Source organism: Cyanobium gracile UHCC 0281, from assembly GCF_034931305.1.
Classification (GTDB): domain Bacteria; phylum Cyanobacteriota; class Cyanobacteriia; order PCC-6307; family Cyanobiaceae; genus Cyanobium; species Cyanobium gracile_A.
The window spans coordinates 65,531-88,231 of sequence record NZ_JAYGHY010000001.1; the positions used below are offsets into that span (position 1 = coordinate 65,531).

Here is a 22,701-nt window from a genome sequence, read left to right on the forward strand (position 1 = left end):
AGCGAGCCGCCCCGCACCCCCTGCCCCATGCCCCCCCTGCGCCCCTGGAGTCCGATCCCGATCGATGACGCTGGTGAGCCCCTGGATGAGCTGCCGGCGACGCTGTGGCGACTGGAGCCCCACCCGTATCAGCGGCTGGGGGCGCCCTACGGCGCCGGAGCCAGTCCGTTCCGGCTGAGGCGGGGGGTGATCGTCCGGCTGAAGACGGCCCAGGGCCTGCTTCAGCAACAGCAGCCCCACTGGCGGCTGGCGATCTTCGATGCCTGGCGCCCCCTTGCCGTGCAGGCCTTCATGGTTCGGCACGCCTTCCGCGAGGCCTGCCGGGAGCGGAGCCTCGACCCCGACGCCGCCGGGCCTGCCCAGGCGGCCGTGGCGGCGGAGGTGGATCGCTTCTGGGCCCCGCCGAGCCCTGATCCGGCCACTCCGCCGCCCCACAGCACCGGGGCGGCGGTGGATCTCACCCTGGCCGAGGCCGACGGCCGGCCTCTGGCGATGGGCGGGGAGATCGACGCGATCGGGCCGATCTCCCATCCCGATCACTACGCCGAGGCCCCCCCTGGCAGCGAGGCCGCCGACTGGCACGTCCGCCGGCTCCTGCTGGTGGGCGTGATGGCGGCGGCGGGGTTTGCCCAGCACCCGAACGAGTGGTGGCACTTCAGCCACGGTGACCAGCTTTGGGCCTGGCGATGCCAGGAGCCACAGGCTCTTTATGGCGCCGTCGCCGGGGAGGGTTGAGGCGCGGCCACGGGGATCACCGTGCCCGGCAGGGTCAGGCCCAGTTCCCGGAACAGCACGCTGGCCTGGGGACGGGTCAGCAGCCCCTTCTGGACACAGCGCTTGAGGCTGGCCAGGGTCAGGTCGTCCTGAAGGCGGCGCAACTTGGCCAGCACCTCGGGGCTCTGGTCGGCGTAGGGGCGCAGGTGGTTCTTGTAGGAGGCGCTGATCGACTCCGGTTTGCAGGCCTGGGGGTCTGAATGGAAGTGCTGGACAGGCGCCTCGGGGGGCCTAGGGCGCTCCGCCGCCTCGCTGGCGCGGCCGGCACCGGGCAGGCAACCCAGCAGCACCCCACAGAGCAGAGCCTTGACGGCGACGTCCGTACGGCTCGGCATGCGCAGGACCTGACAAGTACCCAATGTTAGAAGGCGTCCAGGGACGGCCTGATCAGGGGGGGGAGAGCAGCTGGCCGACCCGTTCGTCTCCGAGCCTGTCGATGAAGTCGCCGAAGCGGCTGCGGACGCCCCCCTCGTCGCGCCAGGCCGTCAGCAGGGGCTCCAGGGTGGCCTCCAGCTTCTCCAGGGGCATCTTCTCCAGGTAGGGCCTGGCCAGGCGCGTCAGGCCATGGCTGCCGCCAAGCCAGAGCTGGTAGGTGTCCACCGCGCTCCCCACCAGTCCGATCTCGGCCATGTAGGGGCGGGCGCAGCCGTTGGGGCAGCCGGTCATGCGCACCAGGAGCGGTTTACTGATTTCCAGCCGCTCCAGCAGGGCGTCGAGGCGGCCCAGCACGTCGGGGAGGACCCGTTCGGCTTCGGTGACGGCCAGACCGCAGAGGGGCAGGGCCGGGCAGGCCAGGGCATGCCGGGCCAGGGCGGGCGGAGCCTCCGGGCTGCTGAGGCCGAGCGCCGCCAGCGCCTCCCGCACCGACGTCCGCTGGGCGCTGCCGATGTTGCAGAGCAGCAGGTCCTGGTTGGGGGTGAGCCGCACCTCCAGCTGGTAGGTCTCGATCAGGCGGCGCAGGCCGGTCTTGAGGTCTCCCTGCAGGCGTCCACAGAGCACGGGCAGACCCACGAACCACAGGCCCGGTGACTGGCGGTGCCAGCCCAGGTAGTCGGTCAGGACGGCGGTCGGTTCGCGGCGCAGCCCCTTGATCGGATGGGGAAAGTAACGGCCCAGTTCGGTCCGGAACCAGTCGACGCCGCGGTCGTGGATCAGGTACTTCATCCGGGCGTGGCGGCGCTGTTCCCTGTCGCCGTGGTCGCGCTGCAGGGCCACGATCGCCTGCACCAGTTCCAGCACATGGGCGGCGGCCACGTAGCCGAGGGGATCGGCCGTGCGGGCGAAGGTCTCCTCTTTGTTGTGGGTCCGCCCCATGCCACCGCCCACGTAGACGTTGCAACCCAGGGGGCGGCCAGAGGGATCGCTGAACAGCACCAGGCCGATGTCCTGGGTCAGCAGGTCGACGGAGTTGTCACCTGGGACGGTGACGGCCACTTTGAACTTGCGCGGCAGGTAGGTGGAGCCGTAGAGGGGTTCGGCCTTGTCGCCACTGAACACGGCACCGCTCTCCTGCAGCTTGCGCGCCTTCCTGGCGGGACCTTTGGGCTTGATGCGGTAACTCAGATCCCCATCCACCCAGAGGTCCAGGTAGGACCCCTCGGCCGCCTGGGGCGCCAGCAGATCGGCAATCTGATCCGCCAGCAGACGGGCCTCCGGATAGCCGTCGCGCTCAAAGGGAGCAGCTGGGGCCATCACGTTGCGGTTGATGTCACCACAGGCTGAAAGGGTTGAGCCCAGGGCCCGCACGATGCCTCCGATCACCTCCTTGAGGTCGGTCTTCAGCACGCCGTGCATCTGGAAGGCCTGGCGCGTGGTGATCCGCAGGGTGCCGTTGCCCAGCCGATCCGCCAGGCTATCGAGGGCCAGATACAGGGAGGTGGGAATGCGGCCGCCGGGATTGCGCAGGCGCAGCATCATCTGCCAGTCCTTTTCGGCCCCCTTGCGACGGTTGTCCCGGTCGTCCTGCTGGTAACTGCCGTGGAACTTGAGGATCTGGACGGCGGGATCGGTGAAGCTGGGCAGGGCGTTGCCCAGTTCGGCAGCCAACGGATCGTGCAGGTGGCCGCTGCCGGCCTTGAGCGCCTCCTGTTTGGTGGGGGGTTTGGCGGGGGAAGCCGATGGGAGCGACGTGCTGTCGGCGACCGTCGTCGAAGACATCGGCATGCAGAAGGGTTGTTGGAACGAAACTAGCGAACGGGACGGATCGGTCCGCTGGCGCTGATCACGATCTCCCTCCTTTGCATACAGTCGCGTCCTGCCCGCCCCCCCGCATGGCCACCTTTCTTCTGGAGATCGGAACCGAGGAACTGCCGGCCGATTTCGTGCGCCTGGCCCAGCCCCAGCTGGAGGCGATCGTGGCCAGGGATCTGCAGGACGCGCGCCTGTCCTGGGACAGCCTCAAGGCCAGTGGCACCCCCAGGCGGCTGGCGGTGACCATCGCCGGATTGCCCGAGCGGCAGCAGGACCTGATCGAAGAGCGCAAGGGGCCCCCGGCCCAGCAGGCTTTCCGCGATGGCCAGCCCACCCCGGCTGCGCTTGGTTTCGCCCGCCGCTGTGGCTGCGACCCCGAGCAACTGGACATCCGCGACACCGACAAGGGCCCCTTCGTGTTCGCCCGCACCACCGAGGCCGGCCGCTCCGTCGAGGAGGTGCTGGCCGGCTGCATCCCCGGCTGGATCCGCTCCCTGCAGGGGCGGCGCTTCATGCGCTGGGGGGACGGCGACGGCCGCTTCAGCCGGCCCCTGCGCTGGCTGGTGGCGCTGCTGGATGGGGCGGTGGTCCCGGTGCAGCTCACCGATGTGGATCCCCCCCTGGCCAGCGACCGCCTCAGCCGAGGACACCGTCTGCACCAAGGCACGGTGGTGATCCCTTCCGCCGGGGCCTACGCCGCGACCCTGGCCGCCGCCGATGTGCAGGTCGACCGCCAGGCCAGGGGCCAGATGATTCGGCGGGAGCTGGAGGCGGCTGCGACGCGGGCGGGGGCCGAGCTGGATCTGCCCGAGGCCCTGTTCGACGAGCTGGTCGACCTGGTGGAGTCCCCCCGCCTGATCGAGGGCAGCATCGACGCCGCGTATCTGGCCCTGCCCCCGGAGGTGCTCAGCACGGTGATGCGTTCCCACCAGCGCTACGTGCCCCTGCGCTTCTCAACGGCCACGGACGATCCCCTCGCCTTGGTGGCGGAGGGGGTGCTGCTGCCGCGCTTCCTGTGCATCTCCAATGGCCTCGAGGCCGCCGCCGCCACGATTCGGCGTGGAAACGAACGGGTGCTGCGGGCGCGGCTGGCGGACGCGGCCTTCTTCCTGGCGGCGGATCGCCGCCAGAGCAGCGCCGAGCGGGTGGAGGCCCTCGACCGGGTCACCTTCGCTGAAGGGTTGGGCAGCCTGGCCGATCGCAGCCGGCGCCTGGCCTGGTTGGCCGCTCTGCTCTGCCGCAACCTGAAGATCGGCGACGACACCGCCACCGCTGTCCGTCGGGCCGCTCCTCTCTGCAAACACGACCTTGTCAGCCAGATGGTGGGGGAATTCCCCGAGCTGCAGGGTGTCATGGGGGCCAAGTACCTGCTGGCGGAAGGGGAAACCCGCGCCGTGGCCCTGGCGGTCCTGGAGCACTACCAGCCCCGCGGCGCCGGCGATGCCCTGCCGGGGTCGGAGGCGGGGGCGCTGCTGGCCCTGGCCGAGCGCCTGGAGCTGCTGCTCAGCATCTTCGCCAGGGGCGAACGGCCCAGCGGCTCCTCCGATCCCTATGCCCTGCGCCGTGCCGGCAACGGCCTGCTGCAGATCCTCTGGGATCGGGGCTGGTCGCTCGACCTGGTGGCGCTGATGGCCGAAGCGACGGCCCATTGGCAGGGGCTGCTGCCCGCCCTGGAGATCCAGCCTGCCGCTCTGGCGGCCGACCTGCTCGAGTTCCTGCGCCAGCGCCTCGCCAGCCTGCTGGAGGAGGAGGGCTCTAGCGCCGATCTGGTCCAGGCCGTGGCCGGAGAGAGCGTGTCGCTGGAGCGGCTGTTGCGGGACCCGGCCGATGCCCGGGCCCGGGTGGAGCTGCTGCGGCGCCTGCGGGATGAGCAGCGCCTGCCCCTGGTGCAGGCGGTGGTGCAACGGGCCTCCAGGCTGGCCGACCATGCTGATCTGGCCGCCGACCTGCTCAGCCCCGCCGGGGTGGTGGATCCGGCCCTGTTCGCTTCCCCCAGCGAGGCCGCCGTCCTGTCGGTGCTGGAGCGGTTGGCGGTGCATGCCGCCGCCAGCGGCACCGCCCGCTACGACCCCCTCGCCCGCCTGCTGGGGGAGAGCGGCGCCACCCTGGCCGCCTTCTTCGATGGCGACGACAGCGTCATGGTGATGTGCGACGAGCCCGAGGTGCGCCGTAACCGGCTGCGGCTGCTGGCCGTGCTGCGCAACCAGGCTGCCGTGCTCGCCGACTTCGCCCGCCTGGGTGGCTGAGGCGCCTGGGGGCTGGCTTACTCCAGCAGGGCCACCTCGATGCAGAGGCCGGGTCCGAAGGCCATGGCCAGGCAGGGCCCGGCAGCGCCGCTGCGCCGCAAGCGCTCAAGGATGAACAGCAGCGTCGGGGATGACATGTTGCCGTAGTCCCGCAGCACCGACCGCGAGGGTTCGATCAGCTCTGGATCGAGCCCGAGGCCCTTCGTGACAGCGGAGAGGATGCGGGGCCCGCCGGGGTGCACGGCCCAGCAGCCGATGGCGTCGAGGCTGAGGTGGTGGCCGGCCAGCCACCCCTCCAGCCAGGGACGCAGATGCTCGCCGATCAGATCAGGGACCTGCGGGGAGAGGCCCATGGCGAAGCCGTGGTCCCCGATCCCCCAGGACATGGCGTCTGTGCTGTCCGGCACCAGCAGGGAGCCGCTGGCGATCAACCGACCCAGCGGAGCGATGGCTGGCGCCCCCGCCGGCGGCGGTTTCCCGGTGGCCACCAGGGCAGCGGCGCCATCGGCGAACAGGGCATTGGCCACGATCCGCTCGGCGTCCCAGCCGTACTGGAGATGGAGGCTGCAGAGCTCAACCGCGCACAGCAGCACACAGGCCTCCGGTGCGGCACCGGTGAACCCGGCGGCCACCCTCAGTCCATTCAGGGCACCGTGGCAGCCCATGAATCCCACATGGGTCCGGGCCACACCGGCATCCAGCGGCAGGACGGCCATCAAGGCGAGATCCACCCCGGGGGCATGGAAGCCGCTGCACGACACCGTGATCAGATGGGTGATCCGCTCCACAGGTACCTGCGCCTGGGCGAGGGCCGCCTGGACGGCCCGCAGGGCCAGGGCCGGAGCTTCGCGGGCATAGCGCCGCATCCGCTCGCCGGTGCCGGGGCTGGTGGCTCCGAAGAACGTCTGCCTTGGATCACTGCCGGCGGGCTGGAGCAGCACGCTGTGCCGACTGGCGACGCCCGAGCGGCGGTGCAGGGTCTCGAGCAGCCGGCGCTGGCCTGGTGAGGGGGTCTGCTGGGGCAGGGCCACCGCGGCCGCAATGGCGGCGGCATCGCCTTGGGCGATCTGCTCGGAGGGCAGGGCCGTTCCCAGCCCCTGGATGGTCAGGGACATGGCTCGGGCACCGGCGGGGTCAGGCTGGTGCCAGCCAAGGGGTGCAGGAGCGGGGTCGCCAGGACCGGCCAGCGCTCCACGGCCCCCAGCACCCGGCGGCTGAGGCCAGGACGGCGCAGGGCGAAGGCCAGGCCATGGCAGAGGCGTTGGCGGGATCCGATCAGTTGGCCGTGGCGGCGGACCCACTGCCGCTCCAGCTCCCGGCTCCATTGCCGTTGGCCATGCAGCACCAACGGCACCACCGCCAGAGCCCCCAGCAGGGCCCAGCCCATGCCCTCACCTGTGAATGGTTCGACGTAGCCGGCGGCATCCCCCAGCAGCAGCAGCCGCTCGGACGCCGGCGGCCAACGGCGGCCGGTGAGGGCCGGGGTGGCCAGCCAGGCGGCAGCGGAGGCCTCGGGGACAGGCTCGAAGCCCGCTTCCGCCAGCACGCCCGCGGCGGCGAGCGCCGCTCCTCCCGCCTCGATCAGATGGGCCCGCTCAAAGGCCGCCGCCAGGTTGAGGTCGCCGGCTTCGGTGCGCACCAGCCCGACATAGCCGTGCCGGCCGATCGCCATGTGGATCGTGCCCGGGCCGTAGCCGCTGGACTGGGCCTCCACGCGGCAGCCGGTACCGACCCTGGAGTGCGACTGGACCTGGCTACGGATCGGGATGGCAGGGGTCAGGCCCGGGCTGCCCAGTCCGGTGGCCACCAGCACCACCCTGGCGCTGGTGGTGGCAGGCACGCCGCCGCTGCGCAGGCGCACCTGCCGCCCGCCAGGGCAGGGACCGGCCACCGTGGCCTCGGTGTCCATCCGCACCACCGTGCCTGCCGCCTCCGCGGCCTCGCACAGGGCCAGATCGAGGCAGCCCCTTGAGAGGGAGCGGCCCAGGGGGCGTTCCAGTTCCATCTGGTGCTGTTGCAGGCCCAGACGCAGCCGCACCAGGGGCACACCGCCGAGGCGCTCCACCAGGTCGGAGAGGCCCGCCTGTGCCAACGCCCCGAGGGCCACCTCGTTGAGACAGGTGCCGCACACTTTCCAGCGGGGGAAGGCCCGCTTCTCCACCAGCAGCACCCGCAGCTGCTGTCTGGCCAGCTGGTGGGCCGCCAGCGCACCGGCGGGCCCGGCCCCGATCACGATCACATCCCACGGCGGAGACGTCATGGCGCTGCAACCCAGCCGACAGGACGGTGCCAGCTGAGCAGGAAGCGCTCGGGCCAGCTGCGCTGAATGGTGGCGCCGCCGAGGCCGGCCCGGGCGGCCAGATCCAGCGCTTCGTTCATCCGGAAGGCCCCCTGCACCGACACGGGCCCATCGAAATGCACGATCGCTGAACGGCTCAGCAGGCGACAACCCACCCAGGCCAGTCCATAGCCCAGGGGACTGCGGATCAAGTCGTTCACTAGCACCAGGTGGCGGCTGCTCTGGCCCAGGCGGCGCAGCAGTTCGACGGCGTCAGCGTCATCGAGGTGATGCAGAAACAGACTGCACACCATGACGTCGTAGTCCGCAGGCAGAGGATCCACCAGCACGTCGGCCTGAAAGAAGGTTCCGCCCAAGGGCCTGCCGGCGGCATGGCGGCTGGCGATGGCCACCGCCTGTGGGCTCAGGTCGCAACCGTCGATCACAACGGCGAGTCCTTGCCTTCGACAACGTTCCGCCAGGGCGATGGTGTTATCACCGCCCCCGCAGGCCACATCCAGAATCCGTAGGGGACGGGAGTGGTTCAGGGCGACGGCCAGCGCCTGGATCGGGGCGAACAGGGAGCCCACGGCCCCACTGACGGCGTTGATGCGGCGCAGACCTTGGAGGGCTTGATCATGGGCAGCGGCGTCGATGCCGCTCTGATCCATCCACTCAGGCTGTCGGTTCCGCTCGCCCAGGGGCTGCCATTGCATCGGGGAAAGTCGCTGGGAGTGGGGTGGGGCGGACGGGTCGCTGCGGACCTCTCGCCAGATGGGGCTTCTGGGAAGAAGCTAACCGTCGTCCCTTAACTTGTCCTTTCCATCCGTTTGCCGGCCGATGGGCCATCACTGGACTTGCCGATGCTGTTCGATGGCGTTCTGATTGTCCTTCTGATTCTGATCAACGGGATCTTTTCCGGTTCGGAGTTGGCCATGATGTCGGCTCGGCGACTGCGCCTCGAGCACCAGGCGGAAGCTGGCGACCCGAAGGCGGAAGTGGCTCTGAAACTAATCCGATCGCCGAACGATTTTCTTTCGACGGTGCAGATCGGCATCACTTTGATCGGCATCCTCAGTGGCGCCCTGGGCGGTTCTCGGGTGGCCGAGGCGCTGCGGCCGCTGTTGGAGGCGATGCCCCTGGTGCGGGCCTGGGCCGAACCTCTGGCCCTGGGAATCGTGGTGACGTTGATCACCTTTCTTTCCCTGGTCCTGGGGGAGCTGGTCCCCAAGCGCATCGCCCTGAGTGATCCGGAGCGCTTCGCCTGCCTGGTGGCACCGACCATGCGGACTCTGTCGCGCTGGATGGCCCCCCTGGCCCACCTGCTCGGCTCCGCCACCGATCGGCTGCTCAGCTTGCTGGGCATCGGCGAGAGCGGCGAGCCGGAGATCACCGAAGACGAGATCCGGACCCTGCTGCGCAGGGGGACGGAATCGGGCCTGTTCGACGTGGCGGAACACGCCATGGTGGAGCGGGTGTTTCGCCTGGCGGATCGGCCCGTCAAGGCGATCATGACCCCCCGCACCGACATCTGCTGGCTGGATCTGTCCGAGTCCCCCCAGTCCCATCTGGAGCGGGTGATGGCGGTGAATCACTCCCTGTTCCCGGTGGCGCGCCACAGCCTCGACGCCTGTGTGGGTGTGGTGCAGGGGCGCACCTTTCTGGCTGCCCAGCTGGGCGAGGGCCCGCGGGACATTGAGTCCTTCCTGCAACCGCCGCTGTATGTGGGCGAGAGCACCAGGGCCCTGAAGCTGATCGAGCAATTCAGAACCAGCGGCGTGCACATCGCTCTGGTGACCGATGAATTCGGCGGCATCGAGGGGCTGGTGACCCTCAAGGACATGATGTCAGCGATCGTTGGTGATCTTTCCTACGCCAGAGACAAGGAAGACCCGATGATCGTCGTCCGCAAGGACGGATCCTGGTTGCTCGATGGCGCCCTCGATATCGCTGACTTCAAGGACCTGGTGCAGAAAGAACATCTGCCCGAAGAAGTCCGCGGGGGCTACCAGACCCTGGGTGGATTTGTGATGCACCATCTCGAGCACATTCCCAGCTCCGGTGAGGTCTTCGAATGGGACGACCTGCACATCGAGGTGGTGGACATGGATGGCAACCGGGTCGACAAGCTCCTGGTGAGCCGCCTCGAAGCCCCCTCAGACCAACCCGAAGGGCTGGCCTGAGGACTGGATCACTTGGCCACCAGTTCCGGTTCCTTGGTGGAATCGCTTCCGGCCTGGGGATCCACCGTCGCTGTTGTGGCATGAACGCCTGCAGGCTTCATCGAGGAACGCGGCTCTGCAGCCAGGAAAATCGCTTCCGCCTCCTCGGCTGAGCGCACGGCGCTGGGCACCGGCTTGTAGCCGGCCGGGGCCAGGGCCTGGCCCCGCAGCACCGCTCCCAGGGTGAGCACGGTCAGCTTGATCTGCTGCCAGGGGTTCATCGCCACCACCCGCTTGTAGAGGTAGCTGTCGAAGGTGAGGCGCTGGACGTCCTTGTCGTCGCACATCTCGACGAAGGCTTCGCGGGCCGCATCGTTGCTGTAGAAGATGTTCTGCAGCAGCTCCAGCACCTTGTAGGTGGCGCCGTACTTGCGGTCCCACTTGCGGATGTAGACCTTGAGATCCTTCTCGGTGGGGATGCGGCTGCCGGAAGCGCTGGCCGCCACGATCTCCTCGGCACACATCCGGCCACTCTTGGCGGCGAAGTAGATGCCTTCGCCGGAGCTCTTGGTGACGTAACCGGCGGCGTCCCCCACCAGGGCCATGCGACCGACCACGCGCCGGGGGCGGGGATGCTCGGGAATCGGGTGCGCTTCCACCTTGATCACCTCGCCGCGCAGCAGCCGGCGGCTGGCCCGGGCGCGAATGCCCTTCTGCAGGCCTTTGATCAGCGACTGGTTGGCCTGCATCGTGCCGGTGCCCACCGCCACGTGGTCGTACTTGGGGAAGACCCAGGCGTAGAAATCAGGCGACACATCAGTGCCGACATACATCTCGGCCAGATCCTCGTAGTAGGCCATCTCCTCGGCGGGGAGGCGGATGCGCTCCTGGAAGGCGATCGCCACGTTGTAGTCACCCGCATCCATGGCCTTGGCCACCCGGCTGTTGGCACCGTCAGCTCCGACGATCAGATCCACCTCGAGGGTCTTCAGCTCGCCGGTGGGGCCGCCGGAGGAATAGTCGGCGTAGTGGAGGGTGTAGGGGCCCTGGCGCTGGTTGCCGGTGTCGATGCTCTGCACCAGGCCGTTGACCAGCTGGGCGCCCAGCTCGGCGGCCCGGTTGCGCAGGTAGCCGTCGAGCACTTCCCGACGGCACATGCCGATGTACTCGTTGCTGTTCTCCAGGTGGATGTCCACCTCCCTGTTGGAGGGGGAGATCATCCGCATGTTCCGCACCTTGCGGTCGATGATGGATTCGGGCAGGTCGAACTCCTCCACCATGCAGAGGGGGATCGCGCCGCCACAGGGCTTGGCATTGTCGAGCTTGCGCTCGAACAGCCAGGTCTGGATGCCTGCCTTGGCGAGAACTTCCGCAGCACAGGAACCGCTGGGGCCGCCGCCCACGACTGCCACTCGCAACATCTTGAAACCTGCTCTGCCATTGGGATGTGGCGAGGAAGCTAACACCGCTGGGCCGGCATCGGACCGGTAGAAAAACCACTGAAATGAGCCCCCACTTAAGATCGGGTCCGGCTTGCAGCTGAGGGAATGGCCGCCCAGCGCTTTGGTGATGCCCTTCGGCGATGACCCTCGGTGATGACATTCCGCTGGCCAGGCGCACCACGCCCCGTCCCCGCCGGCAGGCCTCCCTGCCCAGGCGTCTGGCCCAGGTTCTGCTCAGCGGCGCCCTGCTGGCCGGTGCTGGCGTGCTGCTGCTGATCGGCCCGCTCCGCACCCTGATCACCCCTACGCCCGTGCCGGGTCTGGCCGCCCGGCTCGGGGCAGACGGACGTTTGCTCGGCCATTTCCCCTACCCCGAAGCCAGGCCCGACGAGCTGGTGGCGATCGCCCCGGGTCTGCTGTTGCGGCCGGAGGCGGCCCGGTCCCTGGAAGCCATGCGGGCGGCGGCTGAGGCTGACGGCATCGCCCTCACCGTCCTGAGCGCCTATCGCGGCGTCGAGCTGCAGAAACAGCTGTTCTTTGATGTCAAGGCCGAACGCAACCAGACCTCCGCCGACCGGGCCCGGGTGAGCGCCCCGCCGGGCTTCTCCGAACACAGCACGGGCTACGCGGTCGACCTGGGCGATGGCCGCCTGCCGGCCGCCAATCTGATGGAGAGCTTCGAGAGCACCGACGCTTACCGCTGGCTGGATCGCCATGCCGCCCGCTTTCACTTCGTGCGCTCCTTTCCGAAGGGCAACCGCCAGGGGGTGATCTATGAACCCTGGCACTGGCGCTTCGAAGGATCCACCGAGGCCCTGGAGATGTTTGAGCCGGCCCAGCGGCTGGCCCGTTGATCCTGGGGGTTCGGAGACCCGCCGCCTGTGGGCCTGGAGGGGGTGGGAGTAGGATCAAGATTCGCTTCAACGTTCGCCACTTGTCCATTCGGGCCGGCGCGGCAGAGTTTCACCGAAAACCCTGCCGAAGCGTCAGAGCGCCGGTTGGCCCCATCATCAGCGGCCCCTCTTTCTGGCTCGTTGGCAGCGACATGCCTTCTTCGTCTCGCCATCAACGTCTCGTTTCCCTGGAAACGACCAGCGTCGATTCGATTCCGTTGAATCCTTTCCCCTACCTTCGCAGGACGACATCCCCATGAGCGGCGAGATCAAAGGCGCCCCGATACGCAATATCGCGATCATTGCCCACGTCGACCACGGCAAGACCACCCTGGTGGATGCCCTGCTCGAGCAGTCCGGCATCTTCCGCGAAGGCGAAGCGGTGCCCACGTGCGTGATGGACTCCAACGATCTGGAGCGGGAGCGCGGGATCACGATTCTCTCCAAGAACACGGCCGTGGATTACAACGGCATTCGCATCAACATCGTCGACACCCCGGGACACTCCGATTTCGGCGGTGAGGTGGAGCGCGTGCTCGGCATGGTTGACGGCTGTCTGCTGATCGTGGACGCCAATGAAGGCCCCATGCCCCAGACCCGTTTTGTGCTCAAGAAGGCCCTGGAGAAAGGGCTGCGGCCCATTGTCTTCGTCAACAAGATCGACCGGGCCAGGGTTGACCCCGAGCAGGCCGTCGACAAGGTGCTGGACCTGTTCCTGGAACTCGGTGCCGACGACGACCAGTGCGATTTCACCTACCTGTTCGGTAGCGGCATGGCCGGCTATGCCAAGCCCGACATGGCCACCGAAAGCGACACCATGAAGCCGCTGTTCGATGCCATCCTGCGGCATGTTCCGCCGCCGGTGGGAGATCCCACCAAGCCCCTGCAGCTGCAGGTGACTACCCTCGATTACTCCGATTTCCTGGGCCGGATCATGATCGGCCGGGTGCACAACGGCACCATCGTGGGTGGCCAGAGTGTCGCCCTGCTTCGTGACGACGGCAGCATCAAGCGCGGCCGGATCAGCAAGCTGCTGGGCTTCCAGGGGCTGCAGCGGGTGGAGATCCCCGAAGCCCGGGCCGGAGATCTGGTGGCCGTGGCCGGTTTCGATGAGGTCAACATCGGCGAGACGATCGCCTGCCCCGATCACCCCGAAGCCCTGCCGCTGATCAAGGTGGACGAACCCACCCTGCAGATGACCTTCGTGGTCAACGACTCGCCGTTCGCCGGCAAGGAGGGCAAATTCGTCACCAGCCGTCAGCTGCGTGATCGCCTGCAGCGGGAACTGCTCACCAACGTGGCCCTGCGGGTCGAGGACACCGACTCCCCCGACCGCTTCTCCGTCTGTGGACGGGGCGAACTGCACCTCGGCATCCTGATCGAGACGATGCGCCGCGAGGGCTTCGAGTTCCAGGTGTCCCAGCCTCAGGTGATCTTCCGCACCATCGACGGCACACCCCACGAGCCGTTCGAGACCCTGGTGATGGATGTGCCCGAGGAAGCGGTGGGCAGCTGCATCGAAAAACTGGGCATGCGCAAGGGCGAAATGCAGAACATGGAGGCCACCAGCGATGGGCGCACCCAGCTGGAGTTCGTGGTGCCGTCCCGGGGCCTGATCGGCTTCCGCGGCGAGTTCATCCGCGCCAGCCGCGGTGAAGGCATCATGAGCCACTCCTTCCTCGATTACCGCCCCATGCATGGGGACTTCGACGCCCGCCGCAACGGCGTGCTGATTGCCTTTGAGGAAGGCACCGCCACCTTCTATGCCCTCAAGGGCGCCGAAGATCGCGGCCAGTTCTTCATCACTCCCGGCACCAAGGTGTACAAGGGGATGATCGTCGGCGAGCACAACCGTCCGCCCGATCTGGAACTGAACGTCTGCAAGGCCAAGCAGGTCACCAACATCCGCTCAGCCGGTGCCGAAGTTCTCGACACCCTGCAGTCCCCTATCCAGATGACGCTGGAACGGGCCCTGGAGTACATCGGCCCTGACGAGATGCTTGAGGTCACACCCGAGTCGATCCGGCTGCGCAAGATGCCGGTGAAGAAGCCCGCCAAGCGTTGAGCGGCGGCGCTGCACCCGCCGATGAGGAAACCCTGCTGCAGGCTGATCCCCGTCTGCAGCAGGCGGTGGCGGACTTCAACGCCGCCGACTGGTATGCCTGCCACGACGGCTTCGAGGCGCTGTGGCACGAGACCCAGGGACCCATGCGTCCCGTCCTCCAGGGCCTGCTGCAGATCGCTGTGGCCGAACTCCATCTGGAGAGGGACAACCGACGCGGTGCCACGGTGCTGATGGGGGAGGGACTCGGGCGTCTGCGCCGCTGCGACGATGAAGCCCTCGGTCTGGCCCTGGCTCCCGTACGCCAGCTGGCGGCCGAACGCCTCAACGCCCTGCAGCAGCAGGCCGACCTGGGTTCCCTGCCCCTGCCGCGGCTGGAACTGGCGCGGGCCGCTGGCACGTCGCCGGTACATTGAGCACACTCAAGGCCTCAACGATTTCTACCTTGACCCTGCCTCCACGCTCCCTGTTGTTCGTGCTCGCCGCAGGGCTGGCTGCCGCCGCCCTGCAGGTGATTCCGCCGCGCCCTGTCGCGGCCCAGGCACCAGCAGAAACGGCCCAGGCCCCCAGGGCGACAACAGCCGCCACGGGCATGGTCACGATCGAATCCGACAGGCAGCAGGCCGACAACCAGAACGGCATCGTCACCGCCACGGGCAACGTGCGCATCGTTTATGCCGACCGCGGCATGACGGCCACCTCGCGCCAGGCCCAGTACTTCACCAATGAAGGGCGCCTGGTGCTCACCGGCGATGTTGACGTGATCGACACCGATGGCCAGCGCCTGCGAGCCGAGCGGCTTGTCTACCAGTTGGACAGCGAACGCATGGTGGCGGAACCACCGGCCGGCAAGCAGGTCTTCAGCAAGTTCCGCCTGCAGCAGCAGGGGAGTGGCAAGACGGCCCCTGGCAAGCCGTGAGCCTGGTACTGGAGAGGGTGGCCATCACCCTCGCAGGCCGTCCCCTGGTGAGCGATGTGAGCCTCGATCTCCATCCCGGTGAGGTGGTGGGGCTCCTGGGTCCGAACGGGGCCGGCAAGACCACCACCTTCAACCTGATCACCGGACTGCTCAGGCCCGACTGCGGCGAGGTGCTGCTGGATGGTGATTCCGTCGCCCATCTGCCGATGCCCCGCCGCGCCAGGCTGGGCATCGGCTACCTCCCCCAGGAGGCGAGCGTGTTCCGCCAGCTCAGCGTTCGCGACAACCTGATGCTGGCCCTGCAGGAGAGCGGCTCTGATCCGGCCGTACGTCGCCAGCGACTCGATGAGCTGATCAACGACTTCCATCTGGGCAGCTTTCAACATCGCCGCGGCTACCAGCTCTCCGGTGGCGAACGCCGCCGCTGTGAGGTGGCCAGGGCCCTGGCGGTGGGGAACCAGGGTCCCCGCTACCTGCTGCTCGATGAACCCTTCGCCGGGGTGGATCCCATGGCCGTGGCCGACCTCCAGACCCTGATCGACAGCCTGCGCCATCGTCAGATGGGGGTGCTGATCACCGACCACAACGTGAGGGAGACCCTGGCGATCACTGACCGTGCCTACATCCTGGCCGATGGCAGGATTCTGGCCTCCGGTCCTTCCCTGTCGGTGGCCAACGATCCTTTGGTGCGGCGTCACTACCTTGGCGAGGGCTTTCAGCTTTGAAAGGAGCTCTGCTGGACAAGCGCCCCACCTGGCTGCAGTTGCCCAGCCGCGAGCAGCTGCGGGACTGGAAGCGAACCCCGCGCTGGCGGGATCTGCCCCTGCTGGATCGCTGGTTGCTGCAGGAGCTGCTGGGCCCCCTGGTGTTCGGCATCGCCGCCTTCACCGCCGTCTCCCTGTCGGTGGGAGCCGTGTTCGAATTGGTGCGACGGGTCGCCGAATCCGGCCTGCCGCTGCTGGCGGCGGTGAAGGTGCTGTTGCTGCGGCTGCCCTCCTTCCTGGTGCTCTCCTTCCCGATGGCCACCCTGATGGCCACCCTGCTGGCCTACAGCCGCCTGTCGGGGAGCAGCGAACTGACCGCCTTGCGCAGCGTGGGCGTGAGCACCCGTCGCATGGTGCTGCCGGCGATGGCGCTGGCCCTGGTCATGACCCTGCTCACCTTCGTCTTCAACGACGCGATCGTGCCGCGGACCAATCTGGAAGCCACCAACAGCCTGGAGCGGGCCCTGGGCAAGGCCATCGCCACCGAGCAGAGCGACAACGCCCTGTATTCCCGCTTCGGCGACGCCAAGTTGCCTGACGGCGACTCGGTCAAAGTGCTGAGCCATATCTTTTTCGCCCGTAAGTTCATTAAGGGTGTGATGTTCGATGTGACATTGCTCGACTTCAGTCGTGAAGGGTACCGCCAGATGCTGACGGCACTGATCGGAAAATGGAATGAAGAGAAGGGGATGTGGGAGTTCACGAATGGCCGCATCACCAACATCGATGTGGCCAGCGGTAGCACCACCTCTGCCAGGTTTGATCGCTACCTCTATCCCTTCACCCGCGATCCGATTGAGGTGGCGCAATTGCCCACCGATGCCAGCACCATGACCGTGGGTCAGGCGCTCACAGCGGAGCGGCTGTTGCTGGAAGCCAACAACACCAAGGAGGCGCGCCGGTTGCGGGTGCGCATTCAGGAGAAATTCGCCTTCCCGGCCATCTGCCTGGTGTTCGGGCTGATCGGCAGCAGCCTGGGGGTTCGGCCCAACTCGCGCACCAGTCGCAGCCAGGGTTTCGGCATCAGTGTGCTGCTGATCTTCGGCTACTACCTGATGTCCTTCATCTTCAGCTCCCTGGGCATTACGGGCACCCTGATGCCCTTTATGGCGGCCTGGTTGCCGGTGTTCATCGGTCTGGGCGGCGGGCTCTGGTTGCTGCGACAGGCCAGCCGCTGAGGCCCCAGCCGCCGGACGACACGGCAGAGTGGATCGGTTTCGCTGCGCTCTTTGGTGAACGATCCGGTCATCGGTCTTGGTCTGGCGGCCTTCGCCCTGCTGCTGCTGGTCTTGCCCATCGCCTTCTGGTCCGTCAGCGGCGGCCGCAGCAACCCAGTGGTGAGGATCCTGGTGGCCTCCGCCAACCTCTGCCTCACGGCCCAGCTGGTGCTGCGCTGGTGGGAATCGGGCCACTTCCCGATCAGCAACCTCTACGAATCCCTCTGTTTCCTGGCCTGGGCCTGCACCCTCACCCAGCTGCTGGTGGAGCGCAGCTGGCCCAACCCCCTGGTGGCGGCGGCGGCCACGCCAATGGGCCTGGGCTGTGTGGCCTTCGCCAGCTTTGCCCTGCCCGATCGCCTTCAGGAAGCCTCACCCCTGGTGCCGGCGTTGCGCTCCAGCTGGCTGGTGATGCACGTCAGCGTGATCATGGTCAGCTATGCGGCCCTGCTGGTGGGCTCCCTGCTCTCGGTGGCCGTGCTGTTCGTCGACCGTAACGAGGATCTGGAACTGCGCAGCAGCTCGATCGGCAGTGGCGGCTACCGCCAGGCCCGGCTGGCCAGCGACGGCCCCGGCGCCATGGCCCTCAGCAGCAGCAGCTTCCGCATCAGTGAACAGCTCGACAGCCTCAGCTACCGCACGATCACGGTGGGCTTCCTGCTGCTGTCGGTGGGGCTGGTGAGTGGGGCGGTCTGGGCAAATGAGGCCTGGGGCAGCTGGTGGAGCTGGGATCCCAAGGAAACCTGGGCCCTGATCTGCTGGCTGGTGTACGCGGCCTACCTGCACACCCGCCTGATCCGGGGCTGGCAGGGGCGTCGCCCGGCGATTGTGGCCTCCGCCGGCCTGGTGGTGATCGCCGTCTGCTACATCGGCGTGAATCTGCTCGGTATCGGCCTGCACAGCTACGGCTGGTTCCTGGGCAGCTGAGCAGCAGCGGGGGGGCGGGGCCTTCAGGGCAGCCCCCCCTCAGACTCAGACCAGCGCCGGTTCGGGGCGGCGGCTGTTGCGGATGCCGGTGATGGCCTCGGCGTAGTCGGCGTGGCCGAAGACCCCGGAGCCGCTGACGATGGCGTTGGCGCCGGCCTCGATCACCTGCCAGGCGTTGCTGCCCTTGACGCCACCATCCACTTCGATCCAGGGATCAAGGCCGCGCTCGTCACAGAGGCGCCGCAGCTGGCGGATCTTCTCCACCTGGGAGGGGATGAAGCTCTGGCCGCCGAAGCCGGGGTTGACGCTCATGATCAGCACCAGATCACAGAGCTCCAGGCAGTACTCGAGGGTGTCGAGGGGGGTGCTTGGGTTGAGCACGGCACCGGCCATCTTGCCCAGGTCCTTGATCTGGCTGAGGTTGCGGTGCAGGTGGGGGCAGGCCTCCACCTGGACGCTGATGATGTCGGCACCGGCCTTGGCGAAATCCGCCACATAGCGTTCGGGCTCGACGATCATCAGGTGAACGTCCAGGGGCTTGGCCGTCACCGGCCGCAGCGCCTCGACAATCAATGGGCCGATGGTGATGTTGGGCACGAAGCGGCCGTCCATCACATCCACATGGATCCAGTCGGCACCGGCGGCATCGACGGCCCGCACGTCGTCACCGAGGCGGGAGAAGTCGGCGGAGAGGATCGACGGGGAGATCACCAGGGGCTTGGTGCTCATGGACAGCCACCGCAGCGGAAGAATGAAGCGATTGTAAGGAGCGGCCCACCGTGGGGCTTCCGAGGGCCTCCCGGGCGCGCTGATACGATGGCCCCGCTTCGACTCCGAGAGGCCTTGCAGCGGCTGGATCTTTCCCCGCTTTGGCTGCGGTCCGCCTCCGGCGTGCCGGCCCCTCGTTGAGGCCCCTCCCCCCGCCGGACCGTTGTGGATCGCACTCTCATCCAGGAACTGCTCGAAGTCGTCGAGCAGGCCGCCATCGCCTCTGCCCACCTGACAGGGCTCGGCAAGAAGGACGAAGCCGATGCCGCTGCCGTGGAGGCGATGCGCACCCGCATGGGCAGCATCGCCATGCAGGGCCGCATCGTTATCGGTGAGGGCGAGCGGGATGAAGCTCCGATGCTCTACATCGGCGAGGAAGTGGGCAGCGGCACCGGTCCCGGCGTTGATTTCGCCGTGGATCCCTGCGAAGGCACCAACCTCTGCGCCAATGCCCAGGACGGCTCGATGGCCGTGCTGGCCGCCAGCGACCGCGGTGGCCTCTTCTACGCCCCCGACTTCTACATGAAGAAGCTGGCGGCGCCGCCGGCCGCCAAGGGCAAGGTGGACATCCGCAAAAGCGCCACCGAAAACATCGCCATCCTGAGCGAGGTCCTGGGCCTGGCCCCCAGCGAACTCACCATCGTGGTGATGGACCGCGCTCGCCACAAGGGCCTGATCGCCGAGATCCGCGCCACCGGCGCCCGGGTCAAGCCGATCAGTGACGGCGACGTGCAGGCCGCGATCGCCTGCGGCTTCGCCGGCACCGGCACCCATTGCCTGATGGGCATCGGCGCCGCCCCCGAGGGTGTGATCTCCGCCGCCGCCCTGCGCTGCCTCGGCGGCCACTTCCAGGGCCAGCTGGTGTACGACCCCGCCGTCGCCCAGACCAGCGAGTGGGCCGATTACACCAAGGAGGGCAACATCGCCCGCCTCAACGACATGGGCATCACCGACGTTGACAAGGTCTATGAGGCCGAGGAACTGGCCTCCGGCGAGAACGTGGTCTTCGCCGGCAGCGGCATCACCCCTGGTCTGTTGTTCAAGGGCGTCGTGTTCGAGGCGGATTGCACCCGCACCAGCAGCCTGATCATCAGCTCCCTCGACCGCAGCGCCCGCTTCACCGATACGGTGCATATCAAGGAGGGCGCCAAGAGCATCGCCCTGCGCTGAATCCACCAGAGCCCGGACCTCGGAGCCCGCCTGCATGCACATCGCCGTCGTCGGTCTGAGCCATCGCACGGCTCCGGTGGAGATCCGCGAGCGCCTGAGCATCCCCGAGCAGACCATGGAGGACTCCCTCCAGCGTCTGCGCTCGGATGAGCAGGTGATCGAGGCCTCGATCCTGAGCACCTGCAACCGGCTCGAGATCTACACCCTGCTGCGCCATCCCGAACGGGGCATCAGCGCCGTCGGCGACTTCCTCAGCCAGCAGTCAGGGCTGGCGGTGGAGGAGCTGCGCCCCCATCTGTTCACCTACCACCACGAGGAAGCTGTGGGCCACCTGCTGCGGGTGGCCGCCGGCCTCGACAGCCTGGTGCTCGGGGAGGGTCAGATCCTTTCCCAGGTGAAGAAGATGGTGCGCCTGGGTCAGGAGCACCGCTCCGTGGGGCCGATCCTCAACCGCCTGCTCAACCAGGCGGTGAGCACCGGCAAGCGGGTCCGCACCGAGACCAACCTGGGCACCGGGGCGGTGTCGATCAGTTCGGCGGCCGTCGAGCTGGCCCAGCTCAAGGTGGGCCAGGCCCGCGGCCGGGACGAACTGGTCCCCCTCGATCAGGAACAGGTGGCGGTGGTGGGGGCCGGCCGGATGGCCCGGCTGCTGCTGCAGCACCTCCAGGCCAAAGGTTGCCGGGGCGTGGTGGTGCTCAACCGCACCGTCTCCCGGGCCGAAGCCCTGGCCGCCGATTTCCCCACCCTGCCGGTGCAGTGCCGTCCCCTGGACGACCTTGACCACTGCCTGAGCACCTGCTCGCTGGTGTTCACCAGCACCGGCGCCGAGGAGCCGATCATCACGGCCCGCCGGCTGGAGGGGCTGAACCGCCGCTCCAGCCTCATGCTCATCGACATCGGTGTGCCCCGCAACATCAGTGCGGATGCGGCGGAGCTGCCGGGGGTCGACAGTTTCGACGTCGACGATCTCCAGGAGGTGGTGGCCCGCAACCAGGAGGCGCGCCGGGAGATGGCCGCCGAGGCCGAAGGGCTCCTGGCCGAGGAATCGCGCCTGTTCCTGGAATGGTGGGACGGCCTCGAGGCGGTGCCCCTGGTCAACCGGTTGCGTCTCCAGCTGGAGGACATCCGCGAACAGGAGCTCCAGAAGGCCCTGAGTCGCATGGGCCCCGACCTCTCCGCCCGGGAGCGGAAGGTGGTCGAAGCCCTCAGTAAGGGGATCATCAACAAGATCCTGCACACGCCGGTCACCAAGCTCCGGGCCCCCCAGCCCCGCCAGCAGCGCCTGGCGTCGATGGGGGTGCTGAGCGATCTGTTCGAGCTTCACGACGACCCACCGGAGGCCTGAGCCCCCGTCCCCGGGATCACCCGGCCCCAGCCCAATCCACCACTGCAACGGAACATGAACCGAGTTGCCGCCGCGGGGCGCTCCGCGTCACCACGCTCCAGTACGGTCTGGCCAGCCAAGGACCGAGGACTGGGCTCATGAAACGCGTTCTGGCCATCATTCTGGGAGGCGGAGCGGGAACGCGTCTCTACCCCCTGACCAAGATGCGGGCCAAGCCCGCTGTGCCTCTCGCGGGCAAGTACCGCCTGATCGATATTCCCATCAGCAACTGCATCAACTCGGAGATCAACAAGATCTACGTGTTGACCCAGTTCAACAGCGCTTCGCTCAACCGTCACCTGACGATGAGCTACAACCTTTCGGCCGGTTTCGGCCAGGGGTTCGTGGAGGTGCTGGCCGCCCAGCAGACCCCCGACAGCCCCAGTTGGTTCGAAGGCACCGCCGACGCGGTGCGCAAGTACCAGTGGCTGTTCCAGGAGTGGGACGTCGACCACTACCTGATCCTTTCCGGGGACCAGCTCTACCGGATGGATTACAGCAAGTTCGTGCAGCACCACATCGATTGCGGTGCCGACCTGACCGTCGGTGCCCTGCCGGTGGATGGGGCCCAGGCGGAAGGCTTCGGCCTGATGCGCACCTCCTCCGACGGCCGCATCCTGGAGTTCAGCGAGAAGCCCAAGGGGCAGGCCCTCGAGGCGATGCGGGTCAACACCGAAAGCCTGGGCCTGTCGGCTGAAGAGGCCGTCAAGCGGCCCTACCTGGCGTCGATGGGGATTTACGTCTTCAACCGCAACACCCTGTTCAACCTGCTGGCCAGCAACCCGGAGTCCACGGATTTCGGCAAGGAGATCATCCCCACCTCCCTGCGGGAAGGGGACCACCTCCAGACCTTCCTCTTCGACGACTACTGGGAGGACATCGGCACGATCGGGGCGTTCTACGAGGCCAACCTGGCCCTCACCGATCAGCCCAACCCGGCCTTCTCCTTCTACGACGAGAAGTTCCCCATCTACACCCGTCCCCGCTACCTGCCCCCCAGCAAGCTGCAGGACGCCCAGGTCACCCAGTCGATCATCGGCGAAGGCTCCCTGCTCAAGGCCTGCAGCATCCACCACTGCGTCCTGGGGGTCCGCTCCCGGGTGGAAGACGAGGTGGTGCTCCAGGACACCCTGGTGATGGGCGCCGACTTCTTCGAGTCGTCGGAGGAGCGGCTGGTGCTGCGCGAGCGGGGTGGCACCCCGATCGGCGTGGGACGCGGCACCACGGTCAAGGGGGCCATCCTCGACAAGAACGTGCGCATCGGCCGCGACGTCACCATCGTCAACAAGGACCGGGTGGAGGAGGCCGACCGACCGGAGCTGAATTTCTACATCCGCAACGGGATCGTGGTGGTGGTGAAAAACGGCACCATCGCCGACGGCACGGTCATCTGAAGCCCGCTTCGGGGGGAGGGCTGGGCCAGCAGTTGCTGACATCCCTCCCCAGGACACCGACGAGCCGCCGACCGCTGGCCACACTGCCAACGAATCAAGGGAACCTCGGTC

20 protein-coding genes are annotated in these 22,701 nt (G+C 67.8%); 13 read left to right on the forward strand and 7 right to left on the reverse strand.

What is annotated here, in order from left to right; genetic code table 11:
• Nucleotides 1–27: 27 nt before the first annotated feature.
• Nucleotides 28–735 (forward strand): M15 family metallopeptidase, encoded by a 708-nt coding sequence (locus VB739_RS00350; RefSeq protein ID WP_323355165.1) that lies wholly within the window; start codon nt 28–30, stop codon nt 733–735.
• On the opposite strand, the gene VB739_RS00355 is transcribed toward VB739_RS00350, so the two are convergent.
• Together VB739_RS00355 and sir are read right to left on the reverse strand one after the other, a co-directional pair.
• A complete protein-coding gene (locus VB739_RS00355) occupies nt 708–1,109 on the reverse strand; it encodes a hypothetical protein (RefSeq protein WP_323355166.1) in 402 nt (133 codons plus the stop codon). The two genes, VB739_RS00350 and VB739_RS00355, sit on opposite strands and share 28 nt — an antisense overlap.
• Before the next feature lie 52 nt (nt 1,110–1,161).
• The gene (gene sir, locus VB739_RS00360) at nt 1,162–2,931 is read right to left on the reverse strand and encodes a sulfite reductase, ferredoxin dependent (RefSeq protein WP_323355226.1); all 1,770 of its coding nucleotides are present in this window, start codon (nt 2,929–2,931) and stop codon (nt 1,162–1,164) included.
• Between the two features lie 113 nt (nt 2,932–3,044).
• Here sir and glyS point away from each other — a divergent pair, with 113 nt between their 5' ends.
• Nucleotides 3,045–5,210 (forward strand): glycine--tRNA ligase subunit beta, encoded by a 2,166-nt coding sequence (gene glyS / locus VB739_RS00365; RefSeq protein WP_323355167.1) that lies wholly within the window; start codon nt 3,045–3,047, stop codon nt 5,208–5,210.
• A 17-nt stretch (nt 5,211–5,227) separates the two neighbouring features.
• Here the strand turns inward: glyS and VB739_RS00370 are convergent, their stop codons facing one another.
• Genes VB739_RS00370 through VB739_RS00380 form a run of 3 tightly spaced genes read right to left on the reverse strand, consistent with a single transcriptional unit; the run spans nt 5,228 to nt 8,204 of the window.
• Nucleotides 5,228–6,325, reverse strand: a complete 1,098-nt coding sequence (locus VB739_RS00370) for a type III polyketide synthase (protein ID WP_323355168.1) — start codon at nt 6,323–6,325, stop codon at nt 5,228–5,230.
• Nucleotides 6,316–7,470, reverse strand: a complete 1,155-nt coding sequence (locus VB739_RS00375; protein ID WP_323355169.1) for an NAD(P)/FAD-dependent oxidoreductase — start codon at nt 7,468–7,470, stop codon at nt 6,316–6,318. The genes VB739_RS00370 and VB739_RS00375 overlap by 10 nt, the downstream gene beginning before the upstream one ends.
• Nucleotides 7,467–8,204, reverse strand: a complete 738-nt coding sequence (locus tag VB739_RS00380) for a methyltransferase domain-containing protein (RefSeq protein WP_323355170.1) — start codon at nt 8,202–8,204, stop codon at nt 7,467–7,469. The genes VB739_RS00375 and VB739_RS00380 overlap by 4 nt, the downstream gene beginning before the upstream one ends.
• Nucleotides 8,205–8,351: 147 nt before the next feature.
• On the opposite strand from VB739_RS00380, the gene VB739_RS00385 reads away from it, so the two are divergent.
• Nucleotides 8,352–9,671, forward strand: coding sequence for a hemolysin family protein (locus tag VB739_RS00385; protein WP_323355227.1), 1,320 nt, complete (start codon nt 8,352–8,354; stop codon nt 9,669–9,671).
• A gap of 8 nt (nt 9,672–9,679) precedes the next feature.
• Here VB739_RS00385 and chlP read toward each other — a convergent pair whose 3' ends face one another.
• Nucleotides 9,680–11,071 (reverse strand): geranylgeranyl reductase, encoded by a 1,392-nt coding sequence (gene chlP / locus VB739_RS00390; protein WP_323355171.1) that lies wholly within the window; start codon nt 11,069–11,071, stop codon nt 9,680–9,682.
• A 161-nt stretch (nt 11,072–11,232) separates the two neighbouring features.
• Here chlP and VB739_RS00395 point away from each other — a divergent pair, with 161 nt between their 5' ends.
• The 7 genes from VB739_RS00395 to ccsB all read left to right on the forward strand — a co-directional run bounded on the left by VB739_RS00395 (nt 11,233) and on the right by ccsB (nt 17,874).
• Nucleotides 11,233–11,946, forward strand: coding sequence for a M15 family metallopeptidase (locus tag VB739_RS00395; protein WP_323355172.1), 714 nt, complete (start codon nt 11,233–11,235; stop codon nt 11,944–11,946).
• 295 nt (nt 11,947–12,241) lie between these two features.
• A complete protein-coding gene (gene typA / locus VB739_RS00400; protein WP_323355173.1) occupies nt 12,242–14,050 on the forward strand; it encodes a translational GTPase TypA in 1,809 nt (602 codons plus the stop codon).
• Nucleotides 14,047–14,463 (forward strand): DUF309 domain-containing protein, encoded by a 417-nt coding sequence (locus VB739_RS00405; RefSeq protein ID WP_323355174.1) that lies wholly within the window; start codon nt 14,047–14,049, stop codon nt 14,461–14,463. Before typA ends, VB739_RS00405 begins: the two co-directional genes overlap by 4 nt.
• 29 nt (nt 14,464–14,492) lie before the next feature.
• Entirely contained in the window at nt 14,493–14,966 is a 474-nt protein-coding gene (gene lptC, locus VB739_RS00410) for an LPS export ABC transporter periplasmic protein LptC (protein ID WP_323355175.1), read from the forward strand.
• Nucleotides 14,963–15,691 carry an LPS export ABC transporter ATP-binding protein gene (lptB, locus tag VB739_RS00415; RefSeq protein ID WP_323355176.1) on the forward strand — a complete coding sequence of 243 codons (729 nt, stop codon included), beginning with the start codon at nt 14,963–14,965 and terminating at the stop codon, nt 15,689–15,691. Before lptC ends, lptB begins: the two co-directional genes overlap by 4 nt.
• 56 nt (nt 15,692–15,747) lie before the next feature.
• On the forward strand, nt 15,748–16,908 hold the full coding sequence (locus VB739_RS00420) for an LptF/LptG family permease (RefSeq protein ID WP_323355228.1): 1,161 nt from the start codon (nt 15,748–15,750) through the stop codon (nt 16,906–16,908).
• 54 nt (nt 16,909–16,962) lie between these two features.
• Nucleotides 16,963–17,874 carry a c-type cytochrome biogenesis protein CcsB gene (gene ccsB, locus VB739_RS00425; protein ID WP_323355177.1) on the forward strand — a complete coding sequence of 304 codons (912 nt, stop codon included), beginning with the start codon at nt 16,963–16,965 and terminating at the stop codon, nt 17,872–17,874.
• Nucleotides 17,875–17,919: 45 nt separating this feature from the next.
• On the opposite strand, the gene rpe is transcribed toward ccsB, so the two are convergent.
• Complete coding sequence (gene rpe / locus VB739_RS00430) at nt 17,920–18,603, reverse strand: ribulose-phosphate 3-epimerase (protein WP_216902933.1); 684 nt, start codon at nt 18,601–18,603, stop codon at nt 17,920–17,922.
• A 204-nt stretch (nt 18,604–18,807) separates the two neighbouring features.
• Between rpe and glpX the strand changes: the two genes are divergently transcribed.
• The 3 genes from glpX to VB739_RS00445 all read left to right on the forward strand — a co-directional run bounded on the left by glpX (nt 18,808) and on the right by VB739_RS00445 (nt 22,590).
• Nucleotides 18,808–19,812, forward strand: coding sequence for a class II fructose-bisphosphatase (gene glpX, locus VB739_RS00435; RefSeq protein WP_323355178.1), 1,005 nt, complete (start codon nt 18,808–18,810; stop codon nt 19,810–19,812).
• 34 nt (nt 19,813–19,846) lie between these two features.
• On the forward strand, nt 19,847–21,157 hold the full coding sequence (locus VB739_RS00440) for a glutamyl-tRNA reductase (RefSeq protein WP_323355179.1): 1,311 nt from the start codon (nt 19,847–19,849) through the stop codon (nt 21,155–21,157).
• A 137-nt stretch (nt 21,158–21,294) separates the two neighbouring features.
• On the forward strand, nt 21,295–22,590 hold the full coding sequence (locus VB739_RS00445; protein WP_323355180.1) for a glucose-1-phosphate adenylyltransferase: 1,296 nt from the start codon (nt 21,295–21,297) through the stop codon (nt 22,588–22,590).
• Nucleotides 22,591–22,701: the final 111 nt, after the last annotated feature.